We start from the raw sequence: 17,221 nt of genomic DNA on the forward strand, positions 1-17,221 counted from the left end.
ATTTAAGAATAACGGAGAATGAATAATGTCTGAACAAGAAAAAGTTTCTGCTGAACAAAAAATTATTAATATTGCAGTGATAGCACACGTCGATGTTGGAAAGTCAACATTAGTTGATGCTTTATTAAAGCAATCAAATATTTTTCATCAAAACCAAGTTATTGTTGAACAAATAATGGATAGTAATGATCAAGAACGTCAACGAGGAATTACTATTTATTCTAAAAATTGTTCAATCATGCATGGTAATACAAAAATTAATATTATTGATACACCTGGTCATGCTGACTTTTCCTCTGAAGTTGAAAGAATTATGAAAACAGTAGACTGTGTTATTTTACTAGTTGATAGTGTTGAAGGACCAATGCCACAAACTCGTTTTGTATTGCAAAAAGCACTAGAACATAATTTAAATCCAATTTTAATGATTAACAAAATTGATAAAAAGGACCAAAGAATTGAAGAAGTAAAAGATGAAGTATTAGAACTTTTTATGGAATTAAATGCTAATGATGAACAGTTAGACTTTCCAACACTTTATGGAATTACTAAACAAGGTATTGCCCAATATGAATTGAATCAACCAAGCGAAAATTTAGAACCATTATTTGAAACAATTATTAAACATGCTAAAATTTCTAAATTAGTAAAATATAATGAGCCTTTACAAATGCAAATTAGTTCATTAGATTATGATAGTTTTATTGGCAGAATTGGAATTGGTAGATTATTTCAAGGTACTATTTCTGAAGGACAAGAAATAATTGTTGTTGATGATTATGATTTAAAAAGAAAAGCAAAATTAAAATATTTATTTGTTTATCAAGGATTAAAACGAGTAGCTGTTAAAAACGCTGTTGCTGGTGATATTGTTTGCATAGCGGGTATTGAAAATATAACAATTGGTAATACTATTTGTGATAAAGATAATGTTGTGCCAATGGAACCAATTACAATACAGGCTCCAACAATGTCAATGAATTTCCTTGTCAATAATTCACCATTTTCTGGAACTGAAGGTAAACTAGTAACTAGTAATAAAATTAAAGAACGTTTAACAAGAGAATTAGAAACTAATGTTGGTTTAAAAATAGAACAATTATCCGGAAGTAATGCTGATGGTTTTAAAGTTTTTGGTCGTGGTGAATTACATTTATCTGTTTTAATTGAAAATATGCGTCGCGAAGGCTTTGAATTAGGTATTTCTAAACCGGAAGTAGTATTTAAAAAAGATGAAAAAGGACACACCACTGAACCAGTCGAAGAAATTATTTTAAATCATCCTACTGAATATAGTAGTACTGTTATTAATAATTTAAATCTAAGAAAAGGTATTATGACTAATATGGATTCTGATAATGTTCGTGATAAAATTATTTTTCATATTCCAACAAGAGGATTAATTGGATTTGGTCGTCAATACGTTAATATTACTCGTGGAACGGGTGTTATGGTTCGTAGTTTCCTTACATATGAACCATTAAAAGGCGAAATTAATAATAATAGAAATGGCGTTCTAGTAAGTATGATTACAGGGACAACATTACCTTATGCTTTAAATTCTTTAGAAGAACGTGGTACTTTATTTGTTAAACCGCAAACTAAAGTGTATGAAGGAATGATTATTGGTTTAAGTAATCGTGATAAAGATTTAGATGTTAATCCTTGCAAAGCAAAACAATTAACAAATACTAGAAGTTCAGGTAATGATGAAGCTGTTAGATTAACACCACCAACTATTTTTAGTTTAGAAGAATCTTTAGAATTTATTGCTAGCGATGAATTAGTTGAAGTAACACCACAAAATATTCGTATGCGTAAAAAATTCTTGACTGAAAATGAACGTAAACAAAATAGAAATTGTAAGTAATACTTACGATTTTTTGTTTAAAGATTAAAAGGATTATAATTTACACAGTTAACTGTAGATACTCAATATTCTGATTCAATATCAATAATATCATTTAAAGACAGAATTTTTTGATTTTCTTGCAATATATCTTCTATCTGTATTGTTTCATAATTAGCAAAGTTATTAACTTCATTAATCATTAATTGAATTTGCTTATCAAGCAGTTCTTTATTTTTTTTCTTTTCAATATATTTTTTTCTGCGTCTTTTTTCTCCTTCTCTTTTTTTTCTAATAAATTCAGGATTTGATTTATTTTTTACTAAATATTGTTTTTGTCTTTCTGCATGTTTTTGTTTTTTAGTTTTAATGTTTTCAAATGAAATTTCTACAAAAATAGCGGGAGAAGGCACAAAAATAGATTCATCTTTTGTTTTTTCGTTATTGTTATTCTCTAACATTATATCCATATTTTATATTTCCTTTTTAAAATAAATAGTGTATTAAACTTATATTAAGTTTATGTTTTTGATTTTAGCATCTTTTTTAATTTAGAAAAATAGTTACCATTTTGGTAACTATTTTTATTTTGCTATAAATTTATTATTAATTTTAGTTTTATGTTGGATTGATAAACTTATTTTATTTATTTCATCAATAAAATTATTATCTTTTTCTATATCTCAACCATTTTTTTGATCAATTTCTTTTGTTATTTTTTCCAATTCTATTTTGATTTCTTTTAAACTAGTTTTATTAATATTATTATTTAATCTTTTTTCAATATTTTGAATTTTTATATGAATTTCATAATATCAAGTGGTATCTACAACATTGCAAAGTGGCTCTTGTATTCAAGCATGGTACATTTTTCTTTCTTCAAATCCTTCTGGAAGTTTTATTTCTTCTTTAATTTCAGCAATAAATTTATATATACTTTTTATTTTTTTAACTTTACTATACATATCTTTTTATCTTCCTTTCAAAAAAATAAAAAACCCATATACTTTAAAAATTAAAATAATGAGTTGAAAACTTAAATTAAGTTTAAAAAATTATATCATAATATCTAGAATATTTGGTGTTAAATTTTTATACATATTTTTAAAATATAAAAAAATAGTTATAGATAAATAAAACTACTCAATTGAGTAGTTTTATTTATCTTCTTCAATTTTTACTGTCATTTCTTGATCATCAAAAACAAATTTAACTTTTTTATCATCTTTTTTATTAACAGCATCACTGGGTTTATCATTTTTTTTATTTTCAAATAAAGGTTTTGGTTTTTTCTTTAATTCTTTTTCATTTTTTAAATAATATTTTTGAACTATATCAAAAAGTTCATTATTTAAACTACCATCTTTATATCTCTTTTTAAATTTATAAAAATACTTATAACGCTTATCTAAAATTATTGATTTAATTTCATTAAAGAGTATAAAAGCATTTCTACTTGAAAATTTATAATTATTTTTACCTATTTTTACTAAATTATCACTTATAATATTATTTATTTTAAACTTAAATCTTTTTCTTTTAAAAAGAAAAATAACTAAAATAAAAATAAAAGTTAGCATTAATAATAATATTGATAATCCTATGATTATTCAGTCCTTTATTGAAAAATCTGATCAATTAACTAAAAACATTATATTTAAATTATTTTGCATATAAATAACCCCCTAAATTTTCTTAATATATAAATTTGCGTCATTTTATAAACAAGTTCTTCTTATTTTTTATTTTGGATAAATTACATTTAAAATTACACTTCCAATAACTAAAGGGTCATCATAAGTCATTTCAACTGTTAAAGTAGTTGGTTTAATGTTCATATTATTATATTTTAAATTACCTAAAATAATTTTTTCTTTTATTAAATTTGATTGTGGATTACTTTCAATTAGTCTCTCTTTAATAACCTCCTTTATAGTTTCTGGACTTGTCATTTTCAATTTGTCTTCAGGTTTTAATTGCAGATTTGTTTTGTTTTTGAAAATTACTGCTAAAGTTTGTTTATTATCACTAATTGATGATTGTTTAGAGATCGAACCATTTGATTTTTTTTATTTTTTTCTTCCTCTTCTTTTTCTTTTTCTCCTTCTGTTTCAGCAATAGCTGTCATACCACCAGCAATGGTGGCTCCAATTAAAGCTGCAGAGCCGATAAGACCAGCAATAATTTTTGTTGATTTCTTCTTCTTTTTCTTTTCTTCTTCATCTTCTTCTGACATAAATTACAAACCTCTTTTCTAAGCCCTTAATTTTTTTCTAAGTTAATTTTACATGATTAAAAATAATCTATTGACATTTTACTTTTATTAGAGTAGAAATTTAAATAAACAATTAGTTGTATAAATTACTGATGTATTTTTTTATTTTTTGAAAATTAATAATCTTAAACATTAAAATAGTAATTATTATTACTTTTAATAAAGTTTTTTATCTTATTTTTTAAAGAACTTAGTAAAAATAAGATAAAATATTAATATTGCATTAAAGAAAAAGGTGAACGCATGTCATTTCAACAATTTAATTTACAACCATGACTAATTGAAAATTTAAAAAAAGAAAAACTAATTAATCCAACACCAGTCCAAACCGAAATTATTCCTTTAGCATTAACTAATAAAAACTTAATTATTAAAAGTGCTACTGGTAGTGGTAAAACTCATACTTATTTAATTCCAATTTTAAATAATTGTAATGTTACTTTAAAAGTAACACAAGCAGTTATTATTACACCTACTCGTGAACTTGCTCAACAAACGTTCAATTTTTTAAAAGCTTTAATTAAAGATCAAAATATTAGCATTGCTTGTTTAGTGGGTGGCAAAGATATTATTCGTCAAAGTAATAATTTAAGTAATAATCAACCACAAATTGTAATTGGAACTCCAACTAGATTAAAACGTTTATATGAACTTAATATGTTAGCAATTACTACTACTAACACTTTAGTTATTGATGAATGTGATATGTTATTTGATATGGGATTCATGGAAGATTTAGATTTTTTAATTACTAAAATGAATAAAAATACTCAAATTATGACTTTTTCAGCAACAATATTACCCCAACTAGTTACTTGATTAAAAAAATATATTACTAACGCTACTACAATTAGTATTGATAATAAATCTCAAAAAATTCAACATATTTTTATTAATCGTCATCATCAAGATAGTAAAAAACAACTACAATCATTATTAACAATGTTTGATCCTTATTTATGCTTAATTTTTGTTAATAACAAAGAAAATATTGAAGAAATTGCAAACGTCTTAATTGAAGAAAATAAAAAAGTAGCAATCTTACATGGTGGATTACCAGCACGAGAACGTTCTCAAACTTTTAAACGTATTAAAAATTTTGAATATCAATATGTTGTTTGTTCAGATATCGCAGCACGTGGTATTGATATTGAAGGGGTATCTCATGTTATTTCTTTACAATTACCGACAAATAATCTAGAATATTATTTTCATCGAGCAGGGCGAACAGGACGAGCTAACTATTCAGGTATTTCTTATGTATTTTATGATAAGAGTGATAATTCTACTATTCATAAGTTAAAAAATTTAAATGTTCCAATAGAATACTATAAAATTAAAGATAATAAGTTACTACCAGAAATTACTAATGACAACATCCTTATTCATAAACGAAAAATAGAAAGAAATAAAGAAGAGCAATATGTTATTAATCGCTTTAAAAAAAATAAAAATGTAACTCCTGGTTATAAGAAAAAATTTAATAAAGATTTAGAAGCAATAAAAAAAGAAACAAGAAAACAACACATTAAAGCATCAATTAAGAAAATTAAAAAAACACAAGCAATTGCAAGAAGAAAAAAACTTTTTGATGAAAATTAATAATGAAAGAGGAAGCAAGATGGAAAATGACAAATTAATTATTGGATCTCATGTTTCAATGAAAGCACCAAAATATTTATTGGGTGCTCTTGAAGAGGCTCTAAGTTATAATGCCAATACGTTTATGTTTTATACAGGTGCTCCACAAAATACAATTCGTAAATCAACCAAAGCATTATTTATTAAAGAATTTACAGAAAAACTAATTGAAAAAAATATTGATATTAATAATCTTATTGTTCATGCTCCTTACATTATTAATCTGGCTAATAGTATTAACAAAAGTACTTACCAATTAGCAGTAGATTTCTTACGACAAGAAATAATTCGCTGTCAAGATATTGGCATTAAAACTTTGGTTTTACATCCAGGTAGCGCTGTTGGTGCTTTACCACAAACTGCTTTAGATCAAATTGTTAAAGGACTAAATGCAGCATGTTTAGAAAAACAAACTGTAAAAATTGCTTTGGAAACAATGTCAGGAAAAGGTAGTGAAGTAGGAACTACTTTTGAACAACTTCAATATATTATTAATAATGTAAAAAGACCCGAACTAATTGGTGTTTGTTGAGATACTTGTCACTTATCTGATGCTGGTTATGATCTTAATAATAATTTAGAACAAATAATACAACAATTTGATCAACTTATTGGATTAGATAAATTATTAGTTATTCATGTTAATGATTCTAAAAACCCAATCAATGCTCATAAAGATCGTCATGCTAACTTAGGAATGGGTTACCTTGGTTTTCAAACTTTAATTAACATTATTTATCATCCATTGTTGCTTACTAAAATAAAAATTTTAGAAACGCCATGAATTAATGGTTATCCACCTTATTTACATGAAATTAAAATGATAAGAACAAAAAAATATAATAAAGAAATTTTAGAATCATTAGGAACTAACAAATAATGAAAAGAATTGGCATTTTTGGTGGAACTTTTGATCCATTTCATAATCAACATTTAAACATTGCAAATACAGCTTATCATAAACTTTCACTTGACGAAGTTTGAATTTTACCAACAAAACAAAATCCGTTAAAAGATAGTGTCAGTGCTAGCGATCAACAAAGAGTCGATATGATTAATTTAGTTATTAAAAACTATTCTTGAATAAAATTAAATGATTATGAACTAACAAGTAAGCAACCTAGTTATACTATTAATACTATTAACTACTTTATTGAAAACTATCCAAATCACAAATTCTTTTTTATTATTGGTTCTGATAATTTATATACTTTAAATAAATGACAAGGAATTGAACAGTTAATTAATTTAGTTAAAATTATTGTTGTTAATCGCCCTCATTATCGTAAAACATTAGAACTAATGTCAAAATACAAGTGTCAAAATTTAGTAGTTCGACCAAGTAGTGATATTAGCTCTGCCAAAATTAGAAATGGTGAAATTATTAATCAAATTGATATAAAAATTAATGATTATATTAACAATAATTTAATATATAGTTATGAGCGTTTAAAAGCAAATTTGGATAACAATAGAACTGAACATTGTATTAATGTTGGTAAAATGGCTGTTAAATTAGCAATCCATTATAACGAAGATGCTAATAAAGCCCTAATTGCAGGAACTTATCATGACCTTTGCAAACAATGAAGTAAAAGTAAAATGACTAAATTTTTAACAAAATATAATAAAGAAATTTTACAAGAACCATTTCCAATTTGACATGGTTATGTAGCAGCATTGTATTTAAAACATCATTATCAGTATCATGATGATTTAGTTCTTCATGCAATTGCTAAACACACTACTGGTGCAAACGAAATGAAACCTTTAGAATTAATAGTATTATTAGCAGATAAAATATCAATTGAACGTAACCATTATTATGTTGAAGAATTAAGAAAACTTGCCTTTCAAGATTTAACTGTTGCTTTTAAATACTATCTAGAAATTTTAAAAAAGCATTTACTAGAAAAAAACCATTAAATAATAAGTTTTTAACAATATATGAAACGTGAAGTAATAAAAATTAACAAATAGTATCTACAGTAAAATACTTATTTATTAATTATTTAATATATAATATTAAAGAAAAGGGAAATTTAATAAACTAAATAGTATTGTAATAATATAAACAAATAATTGTAACTAAGGAGTACTAATAATGAGTTTAGTGAGTAAAGAATTAGAAACCAAAAATGGAAAAACAGTTAAACTTAAAATAGATAATTCAAATTCAAATCAAGTTAAAAAAATAAATCTTATTTTTGGAGATAGTTTTGTTGAAATGAAAAAAATGAAAAATGAATTAGTTGATTTTATTTTTATCGATCCACCTTATTTTTTATCAAATAATGGTTATAGTGTTAACGCTGGCAAAAGAACATCTGTTAATAAAGGTGAATGAGATAAAAGTAAAGGTTTTCTTGAAAATTATAAATTTCATCAAAAATGAATTAAAGAATGCAAAAGAATTTTAAAACCAAATGGAACTTTAATAATTACTGGAACTTATCATTCTATTTATATTTGTGGTTTTATTTTACAAGAGCTAAATTTTCACATTCTTAATGATATAGCTTGATACAAACCTAATTGTACACCTAATATTGGTTGTAGAAATTTTACTGCTAGTCATGAAACATTAATATGAGCAAAAAAAGATAGCAATTCTAAACATGTTTTTAATTACAAAGATATGAAATATTCTAAATGAGAAGAAGATAATTTTAAGAATGAAGATAAGCAAATGCGAAGTGTTTGAGCAATAACTACTCCTAAACCATTTGAAAAAATTTATGGTAAACATCCTTCACAAAAACCATTAGATCTTTTAAAAAGAATTATAATTGCTTGTACTAATGAAAATGATATTGTCTTAGATCCGTTTATGGGTAGTGGCACAACTGGTCTTGCATGTAAAATGCACAATAGAAATTTCATAGGAATTGAAAATAATATTGAATATTTTAATCTAGCAAAAAAAAGATTGGATGATAATAATGGTTAAAAATGGAATCGGTGGTGCAAATACAAAAACTGGTCTCGCTTTTGAAGGAGAAAAAGAGTTATATTCATTTTTTAAAAAACAGGAAAATTATGAAATTAAAAATATGATTGGAATTCACAATTTAAAACAAAATGATGCATTTGAATTGTTTTATATGGGAGAACATGTTGCAAATATTTTCAAAAAACATGCAATCTATGTTTATTTAGAAAAACACCACAATTTAAACTGAAATTACTTTTTATCAAAAAAATTACTACCAGATGACAGTATTTTTGTATATAAGAATAATACTTTTTTTATTATTGAAATTAAAAAACAAAATGTTGCTGGAAGTGTTGATGAAAAACTACAAACTTGTGATTTTAAAAGAAAACAATGACAAAAACTTTTATCAATATTAAATTGCAAAATTGAATACTGATATTTATTAAGTGATTGATTTAAAAAACCAGAATATAAAGATACTTTAAATTATATAATAGATAGTAATTGTCGTTATTTTTTTAATTATATTCCATTAAAAGAATTGGGTTTACCACTATAACAAATAAAAAATAAATTATTAATAAGGAGATCAAATATTATGTCCAAAAAAAATAAAACAAAAATTACTGCTTTGCCGACAAAAGAAAAAACAACAGCAAAAATAAAAAAAAGTGGTTTCTTAAGCGCAGTTATTAAATACTTTAAAAAATATCCACTACTTTATCTAATTGCAATACTAACCACTATTGCTTCTTCAATAATTTCAGTAATTATTCCTAAAATTACTAATAATTTTTTAGCTACCCCCGATGGTTTTCAATGAGAAAAAATTACTATTTTAGCTTATATTTTAATTAGTTTACAAATTGCATCAGGATTATTTATGTACTTTCGTAATTTAACAGGAAGCATCATTGGTGTTAAAGTTGAAATTAAATATCGAAATAAAGTTTTAAAACATTTACTAGATTTAGATATGTCATATTATGAAGATCGCAAAATTGGTGACACTTTAACAAAACTAATTAGTGATACTAGTGTTATTGGTGAAAATATGCAATCTATTCCTTTAACTATGCTTAGTTCAATTGTGACTTTTTTTGGTTCAATTTACGTTATTTTTTCTTTAAATTGACAATTATCATTAATTGTTTTAGGTATTGTTTTATCAATTTTAATAATATCAGTATTAAATGTTCAAATTATTCGTTATTTAAACTATAAATGAAGAAAAGTTTACACTGAAGTTAATGCTGATATTACTGATCGACTAAATACTATTACTTTAATTAAAAGTAATGTTACAGAAAAAAGTGAAAATAAAAGATTTTCTAATGAACATCTTAAATATTATCAAGCAGCAAAAAAACTATTACTTTTGAAAGTTTTACTAGAGCATTACTAATTACATTACTAACAGGAATTAACATTGTTGGTTTAGTTGCTGGTTTCATGTTTGTAAGTAAACACATCATTAGTGTTCCAACACTAATTGCTTTTTTATTAGCAGTCAACACTTTAATTTTCCCAGTTATTCAAAGTATTCAATTCTTAGGTAATTGAGCTAAAACATCAACTTCAATTTTAAGAGTTAATGAAATTCTTAATATTAAACCAAAAATAGTTAATAAAGAAAAAGCCTTACCAGTAAAACAAATTACTAGTGATATTATTTTTGAAAATCTTAATTTCCGCTATGATGAAAAAGAAGACTGAATTTTAAATAACTTCTCTTTCACTTTTGAAAAAGGTAAAAGTTATGCTATTGTTGGTGCAACTGGTGTCGGAAAAACTACTATTTCTAAGTTATTACTACGTTACTATGACCCTGCTGAAGGAAGAATTTTAATTAATAATAATACTGATTTACGTGATATTGACTTAGCACAATACTTACATCATATTGGCTATATTGAACAAGATCCACAAATTTTATTTGGCACATTTGCCGAAAACATTAGTTATACTAAGCAAGGAGCAACTTTAGAAGAAATCAAAATTGCTGCAAGTAAAGCTAACTTACATGATTACATTGAACAATTACCTAATGGTTATAATACAATTTTAGGTGAACGTGGGATTAACTTATCTGGTGGTCAAAAACAAAGAGTAGCTATTGCTCGTATCTTTTTAAAAAATCCAGAACTATTAATTTTAGATGAAGCTACTAGTGCTTTAGATAATATTGTCGAAAAGGAAATACAAGCACAATTTAATAAATTAATGATTGGTCGTACTAGTATTATTATTGCCCATCGTTTATCAACAATTAAAACTGTTGATAAGATTTTAGTTTTAGAAAAAAAAGGTTTAGTTCAAGTTGGTACTTTTGATGAATTAAAAGTTAAAGAAGGTCACTTTAAACATTTATATGAAGCTGGAATTATGGGGTAAAAACTAACATTAATATCAATTCTTAGTTCTACAAGTTCAATATGAAAAAGCAAAATTAACAAAAAAATATCATTTATTAATGATTTTTTTATCTAAATGGAGTTATTATTAAATGAAATTATTAGAATCTAAATTTATATTAAATACAATAGAAAATAAAAATATTGCTTCTTATTTTACCAATGAAATAACTTACAATAATTATATATATGAAGACGGCAGTATAGTTTCTGAAACAAAAAACATTAGATTTAAAAATAAATGATTTTATCTCATGTTTAATTCTTTATTCAAAGGATTTTAAAAATATTTTTTTATCATATGAATCATTGGATAAAAACGATAATAAAGGAGAAATAGATTATAAAATACATTTAAGAAATAAAAAAGAAATATATTGTGAGCTTACAGACAGTCATTTATTGTCTAATAGAGAAACAAAAAAGTTTAGAAAACTCTTATCTACAGAACCTTTAATTGGAGCTCTTGAATTTGTTAATAAACAAAATTATTCATTTTTAATAACAAATATTATTGACTGCATTAAAAATAAAAAAAACAGAATAATTAATAAAAATATGCATCTAAGTGATGAAAAATGATTGTTAGTGAATATACTAACTTCACCATTAAATTATCAATATATCAAAAATGAACAATTCCTAATTTTGAAAAATAATTTAAAAAAATATCATTTTAATGAAGAAACTTTAAGCTTAATAAATAAAGAAAATAATAATTTTTTTAAAAGAATTATTATAAATTTAAAATATGGAACAATAAAAAATAATATTTATTTTATACAAGAAATATATTTAATTTTAGACTTCAATAAACAATTTTGTAAATTAAACCCAAGTTGTTCTAGATAGATACTTTCAATTAACTTATAATTAAATTATAAATATTTATTGGGTATTCATTTGAAATAATAATGAACTAAGTACATTAGTGTTACATTAATAAATATTTTTTATATTAAAAAAGTTACCTAAAATAAAAAATTAAAATCATTAAATTAATATATTATTATTTATATATAATTATTAAAAACTAATATTAGTTTTTTCCTTATTACTTTATTCTTAAAGTAAATAGGTTTTTTATATTAAAAACGGAGGTTTTTCTTATGAAAAAACTTTGAGATGATTTTAAAGAATTTAAAGAAGTTGCTGAAAAACATATCAAAGAAGCTGAAATAAATAGAAAAGCAACAGATGAAATAAGAAATGAGAAAAAAAGTTCAAGTTCAAAAAAACAAATGTAAATTCATAAATAAAGTTACCTAAGTAACTTTATTTTTTTATGTAATAATTTAATTTCTTCTCCTTTTCATAATTATAAATTAGTTTTATTCTTTTACTGTAAATAATCATTTATATTTATTTTTAAATTCATGATATTTAATAATTAGAAGACATTTTTACAACATAATCTATCAAAATAAAAACTTTACCATACTTTAAAATTCATTGTAGAATTTCGTTAAAAGTACTATAATATAAATAACGATAGTTTAATATCGTTATAATTTTAATGATGATATAAACTTTATATCTTTATTAAAATTATATATTAACTTTAAAGGTATAAAATATGAGAAAAACAATAAATATTTTAACAGTTGGTATTTTTTCACTAGCAACAAGTACCACTATTTTAACTAGTGTAAATCACTTTAATAGTAGCAAAAATGATTTACAAAAAGCAAACGTCACTACTAATCAAACATCATTATTTAATAATCAATATCAATATTTAAATAATAGTGACTGAATTACTAACCAATCAACAACCGATCATAAATTTTATAGTTATGATACTTCAGCATTAAAAAGTTATACTTTTACCAATGCTAGAAACGTCTTCTTAGTAGATACAACAGGTAACCTAGTTTATAATACCAAAGTTACTATTCCTAATAAAGATAAATCAGATATTGAAAATACAAAACAAGAAATGATTACCAAGAAGAAAGTAACATCACTTAAAAGCAATCCTAATTATTCTGATGCTTACAATTTTAGCGAATATCAACAAAATAATTTTATTGGTGACAATAATTGAACATATTTACAATTTGGTGGTCTTGAACAAAATATTGATATTTCTAACATTGCTGGTGCTTCTAAAATTGAAAATAATAACAATCTTAGTGAGAACTTAGGATTATATTACATTGCTGATGCTGCTATTAATAATAAAATTTCTTTAGCAATAGCTTATAATATTAGTCAACAATTCATTAATAAAAGCAGTTTAAACAAACTAATTAGTAACCAATTAACAAATAATATTATTAACTTAATTGTTGAAAATACTAACATATTTAACTTTATTAAAAATTCACCCCTTTTCCTAAATATAAAAGATTATTCATTAAATTTTATTTTTGATAATGATAATAACTTAGTAGCAATTTACTATACAAAATGAAATGTCCAAAATATAAAACAAAGTATTAACTATCATTATAAAGAAGACTTTAGCAATATTAATAAAAATGATTGATCAAAAAATAGTGATCAACAAATCATTTTAAATTGAACTAAATATGCAAAAAATTGAGAACAATTTTCACAACTTTATCCTAAATTTAATTTTAATAATTCTAAACTATCAATTAATAATATGGGTACATATAAAGAAAATAATAATCTTACTGGTGATACTAATAATATTACTACTAATAAAAATATTAAATATGAACTACAAAATCCTTATAAAGTTGTAGCAATTTCTGATCTTATTATTCAACTTCCAATTATTGAACTTTATGTATACCATGATGATAATAATATTTATTATCAATGAAATGCACGTGTTACTTCATCACCAAATTTAATTGCTGGTTGTAGTTTAGCAATTGATTTAGATAATATTAGTTTTCAATTTAAAAAATAATTAAATTTAATATATAAAAAATGATGCATTAATTAAGGCATTATTTTTACAATGAATGTTGTCTTACACTACTTTGATTAGATGCTGATGGTTGGTTTTCTGTCATTTGATTAGAATTATTAATTAAATATTCTTTGTGAATTTCTAAACACTCAACTTTAAGGTTTTCAATTCTTTTTAAAAATTCAGGATTATTAGATGTTTTATATTTTCTAGCATTACGTCAATTATAATCTTGACCTGTGACATCTATTTTTTCTTTTACTTCATTAAGTTCTGACATAATTGACATTAATTGTTTAATATTAGAATTTGTTTTTGACTTCTCCTCGTTTAATTGTTGTTTAATATATTGTACTAGTCCAGCTGTTTGCATATAGGCAGGAGTACCTACAGAATCTGAAATATCACCTAATATTTCTTTTTAGTTTCATCAATTCTTCTTTCTACTTCAATTTTATTTTCAATTTCTTCTAATAAACCTTCAATTTCATTCATTAATTCTTTTTGATTGTAATAATATTCATAATTTTTATCTTCCTTTTCACATATAATTTTAATTTAATAAAACCTAGTATAGTAATTTAACTATACTAGGTATGAACAATTATTAAATTATAAATACTATTATAACTATAAAATAAAAATTACGCAATCAACTATTATTTACTATTTTTAAATTTTCTAATTATTTTTTTGATCTAATATCATAAATAATCATTATAGATGTTCTTTTTCTATTCAAGTTAAAATATCTTCTAAAATAATATTAATATTGGGTTCATTTAAAATTGCATGATTACCTTCTTCATAAAAACTATAAGTTATCCCTTGTCTTCAACGTTTATTATTTTTTGCAATTTTATCAAAATCAGCAAATATATCTTTTGCAGATTGAACAATCAAAACCGGACATTTAGCACTATTAAGATTTTTTGGTACTTGTTTACTTAATTTTTGTGCTTGTAAGGAAAATAATAATGTAAATTTCATATTAGTCATTGCTCTAATTTTCCCTTTTTTAATATAATTAGAATTAATAGAAATTGTTTCCATATCAAAAGTAATAGGTAATGGATGATGTTTATAAAATAGAAATCCTCAAATTGCATGACAAACTAATGAAGGTTTTATTTTAAATATTTGTTTCTTAGTAACAAAATTAGTTAAAATTGCACCATCAATCATTTTTGGTAATCTTTTAATTGCTAATGCTGTTAATGCAGAACCTAATGATTCACCCATTAATAAAATTTTTTTATTAGGATAACGTTCATTCAAAACCGTTATAATATCTTTAATATCATTAATAGTTGTTCCAAAAGTATGATATTTTCATTTTTCATTTTCTCCTCAACCTCGTTGATCAAAACTTAAAAATGAAATACCATGTTTAGTAAAAAACTTAGCAGCTGTTTTAAAGTCTGTTAAAGAGGCACCCATACCATGAATACCAATAATAATATATTTACTATTATCAACAAATTTAAATTCAGTATGTAAAAAATAGTTATCCCTAGTAATGATTCCCTCGTTACTTCATTGTGGAAAATGATGATTCAGTTCTCAGTGATAATCAATATGGAAAATTTGATAAATTCTATATAAAATATAAAGTATTATTAACATAGCTAAAACTACGATAAGTATTGCTCATCAATAATGTTGCCAAAAATTATCCATAATAAATGATACCCTCCAATAATATATAAATACTTACTAATATTTTATCAAATTAATTTTATTTTTATTAAAACAAAACCTTAAATGGTTTTGTTTTAATAAAAATATTGGGAGCGTACCGATGTTGTCAATAATATTCAAATTTGTCTTAAAATTATAAAGTTAGACGAGAATAATTTTGACTTCAATATGCAATTGTATGTTAATCTTAACACTTGAAAAATATTAGTCAACAATAATACTTACTTTTATAACACAAAAATTCTTATTAAAGCATCTTTAATAAGTTTTATTTTATTTTTGGTTTTTTAAAATCTTTAATTTTAATTTATAATAACTGGATGGCAGTATTTATTTGATAGCATTTAAAATTAACCATTTTTGTATACATATCAATGTTATAAGTTCTATCACCAATCATATGCTTTAAAATTTGTTTAATATTAGTTTCAGTAAAGCAACCAATATTTTCAACTAGTGCTTGGTTTAATACACCATCTTTTGCATTAATAAAATAACCAACTTTTAATTTTTTATATTGCAAAGTTAATGATTGTAAAAAATCAATTAATTCATAATATTGACCTTTTTCAAATAAAGTTATTGCATTTTGATAGTGTAATTTAGCAATTTTATTTTTTCTTCTTCCAGCCATTATACCAAGAAATAAAACATGAAAAGCATGGAATTTATCTAAAATAAATTTAGTATTTAAAATTGTAGCAGTTTTTCTAATTCATTTTGCACTATCACCACAAACTATTAAATTTGCTTGGTCAAAGTTTTCAAAATATAAATTACCATATTTTTGAATAAATTTAGCTGTTTTTTCTGCACCAATTTCTGTTTTTGATACTCTTATTTTACATACAGCTCTTTTATTAATTAATTTTCCATTTTTCTTTTTACCAGTACAAAATACTAATAATCTCATAGAACATTTTTTACAATTTTTAGTATTGTGTTTTTCATTAAACTTAAATTTTCTATGCCCATCATCAATATTTATATATAAAGTTTGATTTGGTTGCAATAGTATTTTAGGGATATTTGCTTTTGGTAATTCAAATTTTTGATATGTTCTACAAACTGTACTATTACTTATTAAATCTTCAATAAAAGTATCACAAACATCACGATATTTTTTATCATCAGCAAAATATTTTAAAATTTGTTTAATAACATCTGGTGCTAATTTACTATACTTTTTAACACCAAGATAGTTATCTAGCAATGAAACAAATTCCTTTTTTTGTGTTTTTGGGTTATAATGTATACAAATACGTCGTTTATAATTTAATAAACCTTTTTTTGTTTTTAATTTTCTTTTTCTAAATCTATATGATTTATATTCAGATTTATCACATATACTTCATAAATAATCATCTATTTTTGCAAATAATTCTTCTGTTTGTTGTAAATTTAATTCATCTTGATTAAAATAGTGTTTGTCTCAATCAAAATGATTAGGAAATGGTAATTTTATCATTTTTAATTTTCCTTTCTTTTAAATAATTTAATTTTAACTTATATATGT

Annotated in this window: 20 protein-coding genes; 12 read left to right on the plus strand and 8 right to left on the minus strand. The window is 23.2% G+C overall.

Annotation, left to right across the window (positions count from 1 at the left end; genetic code table 4):
* The first annotated feature begins 25 nt into the window (after positions 1–25).
* Positions 26–1,870 carry a translational GTPase TypA gene (typA, locus tag AACL05_RS03985; RefSeq protein WP_338962917.1) on the plus strand — a complete coding sequence of 615 codons (1,845 nt, stop codon included), beginning with the start codon at positions 26–28 and terminating at the stop codon, positions 1,868–1,870.
* A gap of 17 nt (positions 1,871–1,887) precedes the next feature.
* On the opposite strand, the gene AACL05_RS03990 is transcribed toward typA, so the two are convergent.
* The 5 genes from AACL05_RS03990 to AACL05_RS04010 all read right to left on the minus strand — a co-directional run bounded on the left by AACL05_RS03990 (position 1,888) and on the right by AACL05_RS04010 (position 4,085).
* Positions 1,888–2,319, minus strand: a complete 432-nt coding sequence (locus AACL05_RS03990) for a hypothetical protein (protein ID WP_338962920.1) — start codon at positions 2,317–2,319, stop codon at positions 1,888–1,890.
* Between the two features lie 114 nt (positions 2,320–2,433).
* Entirely contained in the window at positions 2,434–2,814 is a 381-nt protein-coding gene (locus AACL05_RS03995; RefSeq protein WP_338962923.1) for a hypothetical protein, read from the minus strand.
* Positions 2,815–3,006: 192 nt separating this feature from the next.
* A complete protein-coding gene (locus AACL05_RS04000; RefSeq protein WP_252320024.1) occupies positions 3,007–3,522 on the minus strand; it encodes a hypothetical protein in 516 nt (171 codons plus the stop codon).
* Between the two features lie 69 nt (positions 3,523–3,591).
* Positions 3,592–3,801: a hypothetical protein gene (locus AACL05_RS04005; protein WP_338962928.1), complete on the minus strand. Its 210-nt coding sequence runs from the start codon at positions 3,799–3,801 to the stop codon at positions 3,592–3,594.
* Positions 3,802–3,857: 56 nt separating this feature from the next.
* On the minus strand, positions 3,858–4,085 hold the full coding sequence (locus tag AACL05_RS04010) for a hypothetical protein (RefSeq protein WP_338986342.1): 228 nt from the start codon (positions 4,083–4,085) through the stop codon (positions 3,858–3,860).
* A gap of 282 nt (positions 4,086–4,367) precedes the next feature.
* On the opposite strand from AACL05_RS04010, the gene AACL05_RS04015 reads away from it, so the two are divergent.
* The 11 genes from AACL05_RS04015 to AACL05_RS04065 all read left to right on the plus strand — a co-directional run bounded on the left by AACL05_RS04015 (position 4,368) and on the right by AACL05_RS04065 (position 14,001).
* Positions 4,368–5,726: a DEAD/DEAH box helicase gene (locus AACL05_RS04015; protein ID WP_338962933.1), complete on the plus strand. Its 1,359-nt coding sequence runs from the start codon at positions 4,368–4,370 to the stop codon at positions 5,724–5,726.
* Between the two features lie 19 nt (positions 5,727–5,745).
* A complete protein-coding gene (locus AACL05_RS04020) occupies positions 5,746–6,645 on the plus strand; it encodes a deoxyribonuclease IV (protein ID WP_338962935.1) in 900 nt (299 codons plus the stop codon).
* On the plus strand, positions 6,645–7,691 hold the full coding sequence (locus tag AACL05_RS04025; protein WP_338962938.1) for a nicotinate-nucleotide adenylyltransferase: 1,047 nt from the start codon (positions 6,645–6,647) through the stop codon (positions 7,689–7,691). Before AACL05_RS04020 ends, AACL05_RS04025 begins: the two co-directional genes overlap by 1 nt.
* A 178-nt stretch (positions 7,692–7,869) precedes the next feature.
* Positions 7,870–8,715, plus strand: coding sequence for a site-specific DNA-methyltransferase (locus tag AACL05_RS04030; protein WP_338962941.1), 846 nt, complete (start codon positions 7,870–7,872; stop codon positions 8,713–8,715).
* Complete coding sequence (locus tag AACL05_RS04035) at positions 8,708–9,262, plus strand: hypothetical protein (protein WP_338986344.1); 555 nt, start codon at positions 8,708–8,710, stop codon at positions 9,260–9,262. The genes AACL05_RS04030 and AACL05_RS04035 overlap by 8 nt, the downstream gene beginning before the upstream one ends.
* Before the next feature lie 39 nt (positions 9,263–9,301).
* A complete protein-coding gene (locus AACL05_RS04040; protein WP_338986347.1) occupies positions 9,302–10,108 on the plus strand; it encodes an ABC transporter ATP-binding protein in 807 nt (268 codons plus the stop codon).
* A 47-nt stretch (positions 10,109–10,155) separates the two neighbouring features.
* Positions 10,156–11,097: an ABC transporter ATP-binding protein gene (locus tag AACL05_RS04045; RefSeq protein WP_338962949.1), complete on the plus strand. Its 942-nt coding sequence runs from the start codon at positions 10,156–10,158 to the stop codon at positions 11,095–11,097.
* 112 nt (positions 11,098–11,209) lie between these two features.
* Positions 11,210–11,401, plus strand: a complete 192-nt coding sequence (locus AACL05_RS04050; protein ID WP_338962950.1) for a hypothetical protein — start codon at positions 11,210–11,212, stop codon at positions 11,399–11,401.
* A gap of 25 nt (positions 11,402–11,426) precedes the next feature.
* Positions 11,427–11,969 carry a hypothetical protein gene (locus AACL05_RS04055; protein ID WP_338962953.1) on the plus strand — a complete coding sequence of 181 codons (543 nt, stop codon included), beginning with the start codon at positions 11,427–11,429 and terminating at the stop codon, positions 11,967–11,969.
* A 257-nt stretch (positions 11,970–12,226) separates the two neighbouring features.
* Positions 12,227–12,364: a hypothetical protein gene (locus AACL05_RS04060; protein ID WP_338962954.1), complete on the plus strand. Its 138-nt coding sequence runs from the start codon at positions 12,227–12,229 to the stop codon at positions 12,362–12,364.
* 329 nt (positions 12,365–12,693) lie between these two features.
* Positions 12,694–14,001: a hypothetical protein gene (locus AACL05_RS04065; protein WP_338962957.1), complete on the plus strand. Its 1,308-nt coding sequence runs from the start codon at positions 12,694–12,696 to the stop codon at positions 13,999–14,001.
* Between the two features lie 46 nt (positions 14,002–14,047).
* Here AACL05_RS04065 and AACL05_RS04070 read toward each other — a convergent pair whose 3' ends face one another.
* The 3 genes from AACL05_RS04070 to AACL05_RS04080 form a co-directional block, all read right to left on the minus strand.
* Positions 14,048–14,377 carry a hypothetical protein gene (locus tag AACL05_RS04070; RefSeq protein WP_338962959.1) on the minus strand — a complete coding sequence of 110 codons (330 nt, stop codon included), beginning with the start codon at positions 14,375–14,377 and terminating at the stop codon, positions 14,048–14,050.
* A gap of 344 nt (positions 14,378–14,721) precedes the next feature.
* Complete coding sequence (locus tag AACL05_RS04075) at positions 14,722–15,684, minus strand: alpha/beta hydrolase (RefSeq protein WP_338962962.1); 963 nt, start codon at positions 15,682–15,684, stop codon at positions 14,722–14,724.
* Positions 15,685–16,012: 328 nt separating this feature from the next.
* A complete protein-coding gene (locus AACL05_RS04080; protein ID WP_338986007.1) occupies positions 16,013–17,173 on the minus strand; it encodes an Mbov_0401 family ICE element transposase-like protein in 1,161 nt (386 codons plus the stop codon).
* Positions 17,174–17,221 lie beyond the last annotated feature (48 nt).

Source organism: Spiroplasma endosymbiont of Thecophora atra (genome assembly GCF_964019735.1).
Lineage (GTDB): Bacteria > Bacillota_I > Bacilli_A > Mycoplasmatales > VBWQ01 > Spiroplasma_E > Spiroplasma_E ixodetis_A.